The organism is Saccharomonospora iraqiensis subsp. iraqiensis, assembly GCF_000430445.1.
Taxonomy (GTDB): Bacteria; Actinomycetota; Actinomycetes; order Mycobacteriales; family Pseudonocardiaceae; genus Saccharomonospora; species Saccharomonospora iraqiensis.
Window position 1 is genome coordinate 28,345 of sequence record NZ_KE387069.1, and the last position, 8,754, is coordinate 37,098.

The 8,754-nt window shown below is 70.0% G+C and carries 9 protein-coding genes and 1 tRNA gene; 3 read left to right on the forward strand and 7 right to left on the reverse strand.

The features are described 5' to 3' along the window. On the reverse strand, nt 1-779 hold a 779-nt coding region (locus ACTIR_RS22115), incomplete at its 3' end, for a serine/threonine-protein kinase (RefSeq protein WP_034238801.1). 194 nt (nt 780-973) lie between these two features. Here ACTIR_RS22115 and ACTIR_RS0106940 point away from each other — a divergent pair. Both ACTIR_RS0106940 and ACTIR_RS25270 read left to right on the forward strand, forming a co-directional pair. Continuing rightward, nucleotides 974-1,047 (forward strand) — tRNA-Ile (locus tag ACTIR_RS0106940). Between the two features lie 144 nt (nt 1,048-1,191). After that, nucleotides 1,192-1,422, forward strand: coding sequence for a hypothetical protein (locus tag ACTIR_RS25270; RefSeq protein ID WP_199285580.1), 231 nt, complete (start codon nt 1,192-1,194; stop codon nt 1,420-1,422). 222 nt (nt 1,423-1,644) lie between these two features. Here the strand turns inward: ACTIR_RS25270 and ACTIR_RS0106945 are convergent, their stop codons facing one another. The 5 genes from ACTIR_RS0106945 to ACTIR_RS0106965 form a co-directional block, all read right to left on the reverse strand. Continuing rightward, nucleotides 1,645-2,829, reverse strand: a complete 1,185-nt coding sequence (locus ACTIR_RS0106945; protein ID WP_154663685.1) for a DUF6297 family protein — start codon at nt 2,827-2,829, stop codon at nt 1,645-1,647. Between the two features lie 233 nt (nt 2,830-3,062). Then, nucleotides 3,063-3,692, reverse strand: a complete 630-nt coding sequence (locus tag ACTIR_RS0106950) for an ABC transporter ATP-binding protein (RefSeq protein WP_026453717.1) — start codon at nt 3,690-3,692, stop codon at nt 3,063-3,065. Nucleotides 3,693-3,815: 123 nt separating this feature from the next. Beyond that, a complete protein-coding gene (locus ACTIR_RS0106955; protein WP_026453718.1) occupies nt 3,816-4,244 on the reverse strand; it encodes an SRPBCC family protein in 429 nt (142 codons plus the stop codon). After that, on the reverse strand, nt 4,245-5,087 hold the full coding sequence (locus ACTIR_RS0106960; protein WP_026453719.1) for a phosphoenolpyruvate hydrolase family protein: 843 nt from the start codon (nt 5,085-5,087) through the stop codon (nt 4,245-4,247). A 1-nt stretch (nt 5,088) separates the two neighbouring features. Next, nucleotides 5,089-6,285, reverse strand: a complete 1,197-nt coding sequence (locus ACTIR_RS0106965) for a Tm-1-like ATP-binding domain-containing protein (protein WP_026453720.1) — start codon at nt 6,283-6,285, stop codon at nt 5,089-5,091. A gap of 264 nt (nt 6,286-6,549) precedes the next feature. On the opposite strand from ACTIR_RS0106965, the gene ACTIR_RS0106970 reads away from it, so the two are divergent. Beyond that, a complete protein-coding gene (locus ACTIR_RS0106970; RefSeq protein ID WP_034238776.1) occupies nt 6,550-7,875 on the forward strand; it encodes a heparan-alpha-glucosaminide N-acetyltransferase domain-containing protein in 1,326 nt (441 codons plus the stop codon). 49 nt (nt 7,876-7,924) lie between these two features. Here the strand turns inward: ACTIR_RS0106970 and ACTIR_RS22120 are convergent. Further along, the coding region (locus ACTIR_RS22120; RefSeq protein ID WP_034238779.1) for an arabinosyltransferase C-terminal domain-containing protein at nt 7,925-8,754 on the reverse strand (830 nt) is incomplete at its 5' end.

Consider the following 8,754-nt stretch of genomic DNA (forward strand, 5'->3'; position numbering starts at 1 on the left):
GGCCGCTGCCCGGGGTCGGCGGCGAGCATCGCGGACAGCACGGGGGTGAGCGGCCCCGCCCGGTCCGGCGCGGGCATCGTGCCCGCGGCCACCCGCTGCAGCAGGGCGATCTGGTTCTCGGCGGTGTCCCCGAACGGGGGCGTGCCCTGCACCGCGGCGTAGAGCAGGGAGCCGAGGGAGAACACGTCCGAGGCAGGGGAGGGGTCCTGGCCCCGCGCGACCTCCGGGGCCAGGTAGGCCGGGGTGCCCGCCACCAGCCCGGTCTGGGTGACCGTGAGATCACCCCGGGCATGCGCGATGCCGAAGTCGACGAGTTTCGCGGTGCCGTCCGGCGCCAGCAGCACGTTCGCGGGCTTGATGTCGCGGTGCACGATCCCGGCCGCGTGCGCGGCGGCCAGCGCGTCCGCCACCTGACTCCCGATGTGCGCGGCCGCGCTCGGCGCCAGCGGACCCTGCGTGGCGAGCGTGTCGGACAGCCCGGTGGCCGGGAAGTACTCCATCACCAGCAGCGGTGATCCGGCGTGCTCGGCGACGTCGTGCACCGCCACCGCGTTCGGATGGTGCAGCCGCGCGGCGATGCGGCCCTCCCGCATGGCCCGCTGCCGGGCCTCCTCGGCGGCGGCCTGATTGCCGCCCGTGCCGGGGTCGTGCAACTCCTTGACCGCGACCTGCCGCTGCAGCCGCTCGTCGTCGGCCAGCCACACCGAGCCCATCGCGCCACTGCCGAGGTGCCGCCGCAGCCGGTACCGGCCCGCCAGCAGATCGCCGACCTCGCTCACCCGCGTCACCCTTTCGTGTGTCCCGGGTCAGGGTAAGTCGCGTGGGCGACTCCGCACCGTCAGGTCGCGCAGCGTGGCGCGGCACGGGGTGTCGGCGCTGCGTGGCGGTTCGTGACGGCGCGTGCGGGCGGAGGTGTGGTGGGGGCTATAGTGCGGAGTGCCGGGGCGTGCCCGCACGCGGACGCCTCGGCGACGGGCCGGTAGCTCAGGAGGTCAGAGCAGGGGACTCATAATCCCTTGGCCGCGGGTTCGAGCCCCGCCCGGCCCACTCCTGGAGAAACGAGCAGCGTGGCCGGCACGACTTGTCGCAACGTACGGGTATTCGCTCACGAGCAGAGCGCCGCGACGGAGTGCAGCGCGAGGTCGACCGAGGCGTGGAGATTGTTCCGTTCGGCACCGGACCGGCCGCGGCGTGGACGGTGAAGCCCTCGCTCACGATCCGCGAGTCCCTGTTCCACACCTGGGCGAGGGTGGGCGGATCATCAACATCGGCAGCAGCAACGCCGACCGCACGCCGTTCCCCGACCAGTCGGTCTCCGCACTGACCAAGGGTGCGCTGGCGGCCTCACCCGAGCACTCGCACCGCGCGGGATCACCCTCAACAACGTCCAACCCGGACCGGTCGACACCGACGCACCGCTGAGGTCATCGGCATGAGCCTCCGTGTGGCATCCATAACGCCCGTCCTTCCCTGTCGGCGAGGCGCACGAATGATTCTTCCGATTACTTGCCAGAACGGGTCCGCCTGTGCGGCCGTGTTCGCAGAGACTGCGCGGGGTCGACGTGGCATGGTCCGCGGCGCAACTTCGGGTCCCGGAGACGCTGACGGTCACGTGCGATTGCGTGTGCTATCACAGGGCGGCCATCAGGCTGCACTGATCAACGACATCTGTAACCAGCCGATCAGGATCAGCAGTAGCGGCCCCCTCATCAGTTGCATCACGAGCCCGACCGGAATCAGTGTTCCGAGTAGTCCGATGTCGAGGGCGGGAGAATAGTATTCCATCGGAGGCTTCGTCGCCACTCGATACGAGGCCAGCAACGCGCCTGCCGACGATACCGCACCAGCGAGCTCAGCCCCTGCAGGAAGAGCCGGTGCGGTCAGACCGCACCAGACGATCACGCCCAGCGCAGGAACGACGAGATGTGCGATCCGAATCTCCCTGTCCGTCCCTCCGATCGCGTGACGCAAGGCAAATGACCGGCACACGTGGCGCAGGCCTCCGGTCAGTTGATGTGCGGCGACGAAGGCGCCGACGAGCTGGACCACAGCAACCCAGTCACCCAGCCCGAACAACTGTGCCGCATAGGGAACAGGTAACAAGGCCGCCCATACCGCCACGGCCCCCCGCCTTCGGTGAATCCGCAACCAATCAGCGCTCACGAGCACATTGAAACGACGTCCTCGTAATCTCATCGAGCGGACGCGTCCGACCGAACGCGCCCACCGGGTGGTCATCAGAGATGACACACTCGTGCTGTCGAGGAACGTCGCGGACACGCGCGTCGCGAGCGCCAGGTCCGCACCCTCGGAAACACCGGACCGGTCCAGGTGCGCGAGACGAAGCCACGCCAGAATGTTGACCGTCGTCGCACACACTCCGAGTGCCGCCGGGGTCGCGGCAGAAGAAGCATGGGTGACTCCAAAGAACGTGAGTGATGGGCGTAAGATGACCAGCCCCGCAAGAAGCAGGACACCGAGCAGCGCGATACAGTTCGTCATCGAACGAACGAGCGTCCTCGAGATCCTGATCGACTGAACGACGACGGCGAGCCCGACCAGTAGCCAGCCGGTCATCAGCGAGCTCGTCACAGCGATCACAATATCGAGCCCGCCGACCAGGAGGAGCGTTCCGAGTATTGCCGGAGCCGCAACGGAGACCAATAGCTGAGTAGCCCAGAACTTCGGTAGCAGAAAAGATCGTCGACTGGCCGGCGTGCTCAGGATCCAGTGTTGTTCGGCCGGTGAGGCGAAAATGGGTCCGAACGCGACGAGCCCCTTCAGGGACGAGACGGCGACGAGTACGACCACCACCACGGACAGCGCCATGGCCAGGCCCTCCGTCTGAGCGAGTGGAGTCGAACGGATCGCTGCTCCATCGTGACCGGTCCGCAGGAGGCCGGCGAGCAATCCCAGGGCCATGCCGAAGTAGAGAAAGGTCTCGTACAGCTCGACAGCCCGCTCCCGCCGAGCGCGGCGGGACGAGCGCAACTGCCTCGCCCAGCGCAGTACGGCCGTGGCAGACGGCGTTCCCGGTGCCGCCCGTCTCCTGTCGCTCGTCGTCACTGCGGGATCTCGAGCACCCGGTCGGCTACCTTGTCGACCAGAGCCGGATCGTGCGTGGCCATGACAACGGCGACGCCCGATCGGCGCTCGGACTCCAGTCGTCGAGCGAGCCACAGCCGGCCGACTCGGTCCAGACGCTGCTCGGGCTCGTCGAGGAGAATCATGTCTCTGGGGCGCACGAGGCAGGACGCCAATCCCAGGCGGTGCTTCTGTCCCGAAGAGAGGGTAGCCGGCAACTGCTCCTTCGCAGACGTCAGCTCGAGCTCGTCGATGATGTTCTCGACCACCTCCTCCGCCGATGGTTGACCATGCGACCAGGCATATAACAGGAGATGCTCCAGAACAGACAGGTCGGGGAAGAAGTCGAGATCATCGAGTAGGGCGGCGATCGAAGAACGGACCATCGAACTCGTCTCGTTCAGTTGTTCGCCACGGAAACATACGCTACCGCGATCCGCATGGTCGGCGCCGACGATACACGAAAGAAGTGTGGACTTTCCCGAACGGTTCGGGCCTACCAGGGCGACTATCTCGCCTTTGTCGACGCGGAGACTCACCCCATTGAGTACGGTGTGATCACCGAATTGCTTGTGTAGGTCGTACACCTCCAGTAGCGAATCGCTCACGGTGCCCTCGTAACCCCCATTCACGACTGCGCCCGCGCCACCGGAAGGGACATCGTCCAAGCGTCTCCATGAGCTCTTCGACGGTCAGCCAGCGCCCTTCGGTCCCGCGATGGCGAAGCGTGATCAGCCGTTCGCCAGCCCGGTGATGCCCGTGGCGTAGACGCCGTCGGCGAAGGTGGTGGTCAGCTTCTCCTCGTCGGCGGCGTCCGCGTCGTAGTCGGCCCACCATTCGACGAAGGTGTCGCCGGTCGCGGTGACCGGGGCGAGCCGGATGGTGCTGACGTAGCTGCGGATGGGAAACGGGCTCTCGAGGATTCGGTAGGTGTAGCTGTGGTCGACGTCGTCCAGCGTGAGCAGCTGTTCGCGGACGACCCCGCCGTCGGCCAGGGTGAGCCGCCGGATGGCGCCGACCTCGCCCGCGCCGGGGCCGGGCTCGATCTCGCTGTGCGTGATGGCCGGGTGCCAGGTGGCCAGGCTGTTGAAGTCGCGCACACGCCGCCACACCTGCTCGACGTCGCCGGGCACGATTCCGCTCGCGTAGGGCCGGGGCATCTACTTCTCCTTCGTGGTCGACAACGCCTTGAACTCGCGGGTGCGGGCGGTGAGCGCCTGTTCCACGGGCAGCCGCTCCATGCTGCTGGCGCCGTAGAAGCCGTGGCAGCGCTCGGTGCGCGCCAGGACGTAGGAGGCGTCCTCCGGGGTGGCGATCGGGCCGCCGTGGCACAGCACCAGCACGTCGTCGCGGACCTCGCGGGCCGCGGCGGACCACTCGTCGATCGCGGCGACACAGTCGTCGAGTGTCTTCGCGGTCTCCGCGCCGATCGTGCCGCCGGTGGTCAGGCCCATGTGACAGACGAGGATGTCCGCACCGGCCCCGGCCATCGCGCGGGCGTCGTCGGCGGAGAACACGTACGGCGTGGTGAGCAGATCCGCCCGGCGCGCGGCGGCGACCATGTCCACCTCGTGCGCGTAGCCCATGCCGGTCTCTTCGAGGTTCGTGCGGAACGTGCCGTCGATGAGACCGACGGTGGGGAAGTTCTGCACGCCGGAGAAGCCCAGGTCGGTCAGGCGGCGCAGGAAGCGGTCGGTGTCCAGGAACGGGTCGGTGGCGTTCACCCCGGCGAGCACCGGGGTGTGCCGGACGACGGGCAGCACCTCGTCGGCCATCTCGACGACGATGTCGTTGGCGTTGCCGTAGGCCAGCAGACCGGCCAGCGACCCGCGGCCGGCCATCCGGAAACGGCCCGAGTTGTAGAGGACGATGAGGTCGATCCCGCCCTCTTCCTCGCACTTCGCGGACAGTCCGGTGCCCGCGCCGCCGCCGACGATCGGCTCGCCGCGCGCGGCCCGCTCGTGGAAGCTCTCCAGCAGCTCGCGCCTGTCGATCCTGGGCACGCTACCTCCTCGTCACGTCGTCGAACGCCGCCAACAGCTCCTCGGCGAATCCGGGGTCGTTGAGGTGCCGCGGTGAGCGGATCACCCGCCGGTCCGGGGTCTGCTCGACCTCGCGTTCGAGGGTGTCGAACAGCACGGCGTCCACCTCCGGATCGTGGAACGGCTGTCCGGGCGCGTCCAGCGCCGACACGCCGCCCTCGGGCAGCAGGAACCGGACGGGACCGGCGCAGGCGTTGAGCTTGCGCGCCAGGAACACGCCGATCGCGCGTGCCTCGTCGGCGGTGGTGCGCATGAGCGTGACCTGCGGGTTGTGCGGGTAGAACAGCCGGTCGGCGTAGTGCTGCGGCACGGTGTCCGGCGGGCCGAAGTTGACCATGTCCAGCGCGCCGCAGGAGCCGACGTAGGGGACGCCGGTGCGGGCGACGGCGTCCAGCCGGTCCTCCCCGGCGGCGAGGACACCGCCCGCGACGAGGTCGCAGACCTCGGTGGTGGAGATGTCCAGCACGGCGGCGAGGTGTCCGTCGTCGACGAGTTTCTCCATCGCCGCGCCGCCCGTGCCGGTCGCGTGGAACACGAGGCAGTCGTGGTCGTCGCCGAGCCGTGCGGTCACGGCGTCGACGCACGGGGTGGTGACGCCGAACATCGTCAGCCCGACGGCGGGCCGTTCGTCGGTGACCGCCACCGGGTGCGCGCACGCGCCCGCGAGGGCGTGCGCGGCGTTGCCGAGCACGCGGCGGGAGATCCGGTTCAGCCCCGCGACGTCGGTGACCGAGTGCAGCATCGCGATGTCGCTCGCGCCGACGTAGGAACCCACGTCCCCCGCCGCCATGGTCGACACCATGAACTTCGGGACGCCGACCGGCAGCGCCCGCAGCGCGGGCGTCACCAGCGCCGTGCCGCCGGAGCCGCCGAGCCCGAGCACCCCGTCGACGTCGCCGCGGGCAGGCAGGAACCGCGCGAACGCTTCGGTCATCGCCGCGACCGCACTGCCCCGGTCGCCGGTGAACACTGCCCCGGCCCCGTCCGGGTGCCAGGCCGCGACCTCCGCGGCGGGAACGTCGACGTCGTCGGCGGGCTCACCCGTCGTGGACAGGTCGACGGTGCGGACCGCGACCCCGGTGGCCCCCACCAACCCGGCGACGTAGCGCAGCTCGTCGCCCTTGGTGTCGAACGTCCCCACGATGTACGCGCTGCCCACGAACGCCTCCTCCGGCACACGGCGACACCGGTGATCACCACCACTCAACCACGTCACCGGCACACGCACCAGTGCGACCACTCGGGGGGAACCCCACCACTCGCCGTAGCGCACACTCCGTGCGATTTCACGCGGAGATCACCGTCGATGTGCGTCGAAGTGTGGCTCCACCAGGGCCACGGCGCACTGGGGTAGTCCAAGGTATGCCGTTCCGTGACCACTATGCTCCTGCCCCGAAAGAGGGAGTCCAGGATTGGTGGGGCCGTGAGCGCGGAGAGCGAGCAGGCTACTGGATCGGGCACAGCGACCGGGGGGACGATTCGGACGAACCCGGCCGACGACCCGCCCGCCCGGAGTGGACGGGCGGGTGCCGACACCGCGTCCACACCGCCGGAGGGCGGCAAGGCGCGGGCCGGTGGTTCCACCGCGCGGCTGCTCGGCATCGACGTCGCCCGGGCCGTGGCGATCCTGGGCATGTTCGCCTCGCACGTCGGACCCACCAACTACGGCCACCCGCAGTCCTGGATGTTCCTGCCGTTCCACGGGCGGGCGGCGGTGCTGTTCGCCGTGCTCGCCGGGATCTCCATCGCGATCATGTCCGGTGGCCGGGAACCGGCGACCGGGCTCGGCTGGCGCAAGGCACTGGTCCGCATCGGCTCCCGGGCCGTGCTGATGCTGGCGCTCGGGCTGGTGATGAACCAGGTGTTCATCGTGCCGGTGTGGATCATCCTCGGTTACTACGGCGGGTTCTTCCTGCTCTCCCTGCCGTTCCTGCGGCTGCGGGCACCGAGCCTGGCGGTCCTGTCGGCCGTGGTGATCGTGGCCGCCCCGGTGGTGTCCTGGCTGATCCGGCGCGCCTACTTCCCGAAGGACCTGATCGAGACGCCGCTGGAGGACATCCGTCCGGAGCAGTTGACCGGCGTCGGCGACCTGGTCACCACGCTGCTGCTGACCGGGGTGTTCCCGACCTTCGTCTGGATCGGGTTCGTCCTGGCCGGTATGGCGATCGGTCGCCTCGACCTCACCTCGCGCGGGGTCGCGAAGCTGCTCGGCCTCGGTGGCCTCGCGCTCGCCGCCGTGGCCTACGGGTCGTCGTGGGTGGCGCTGCACGTGCTCGGCGGCATCGAGCGGATTCACGCGTCGCTGGCGCCGCACGCCGAGGCCGCCGGGATCGAGGTCGACCGCTTCCTGCACCTGAGCCTGTTCAAGGTGCACGGCACGCCGCCCACCGACACTCCCGCCTGGCTGCTGCTCTCGCACGCCCACAACGGCACCCCGTTCACCGGCGCGGGGAGCACGGGGCTGTCGCTGGCCGTCATCGGCGGCTGTCTCCTGTTGCAGCACACGTCGGTGCGGGGGCTGCGGGCGCTCGGCTCGGTCGGCGCGATGTCGTTGACCTGCTACGTCGGGCACCTCGTCGTGATGCAGCTGCTCTGGGGCGGTGAGCCGGACTACTCGGCGACCAACGCCCTGCTGTTCATCGTCGGCTCCGTCGTGTTCGCCGCCGTCTGGCGCTCCTGGTACGGGCAGGGGCCGCTGGAGAAGTTCGTGGCGAAGACGTCGTCGTCGGCGACCCGGATCGTGCGCTGACGACCGGGCCGCCGACGAGCGGCCCACCGACGACGGGGCCCGTCCGGGCTCACCGGCTCCAGCGGGGGAGTCGTTCGAGGCCACCCCGTTCGACCCGGTCGACCCGCAGGTCGTACCGGTCGGTCGGATAGGGATAGCGCACCTCGAACACCTGGCCCCACGGCAGCCGCGGCGGCGGGGTGGGCCGCAGCTCCGCGGGCACCTTCGTCCGGTCCCACACCTGCGCGGTCCCGGTCCACGCCCCACCCCACTCCGCGAAGAACGGGTTGTTCAGGATGCCCGGCTTGATCGCCTCGTCCGCGGCGAGATAGACGGTGGGCGTGTCGGTGATGCCGTGTTCGATCCGCGCCTGGTCCACACACGGCCACACCGCCGCCGAGACCTGGTCGGCGAACACCGTCCGGCCCGCGAGCAGCTCGCCCACCGGCCGCATCCCGGTCAGTTTCGGCTCGGCGACCGCGAGCCAGGTGTCGGCCCCGGTGACGACGTCGGAGACGACGAACCGCACCAGCTCCGGCCGCTCGTCCGGCAGCGCCACGGACAGCTGCTGCCACGCGTCCGACAGCCGTTCGTCGGCGGGCAGCGGGTGCGTGTCGGTGACCCGGGGCGTGCCGTCGTCCACGGTGCCGAACTGGGCCTCGATCACCTGCCCCTCCGGGGCGCCGGCGACCGGGAGGGTGACGTGCGTGCCGCCGTCGGCGGGAACCGGGTACCACCCGGTGGTCAGGGTGCCGGTGCCCGGGCTCGTGCCGTCCGGCAGGGCGTCGTGCCAGATCCGCGTCGGCTCGTCCCACGGGGCGGTCCGCAGCGGCGCCGGGTGCGTGTTGCGGAAGTCGCCCTCCCGCCGGGCCGGGGTGGTGGGTTCGCCGAGCTGCCGCG

What these genes read in the sequence shown, in the direction of transcription:
- ACTIR_RS0106945 (WP_154663685.1), bottom strand. Translation starts at nt 2,829, where the DNA reads ATGGCGCTGTCCGTGGTGGTGGTCGTACTCGTCGCCGTCTCGTCCCTG.
- ACTIR_RS0106955 (WP_026453718.1), bottom strand. Translation starts at nt 4,244, where the DNA reads ATGCCCCGGCCCTACGCGAGCGGAATCGTGCCCGGCGACGTCGAGCAG.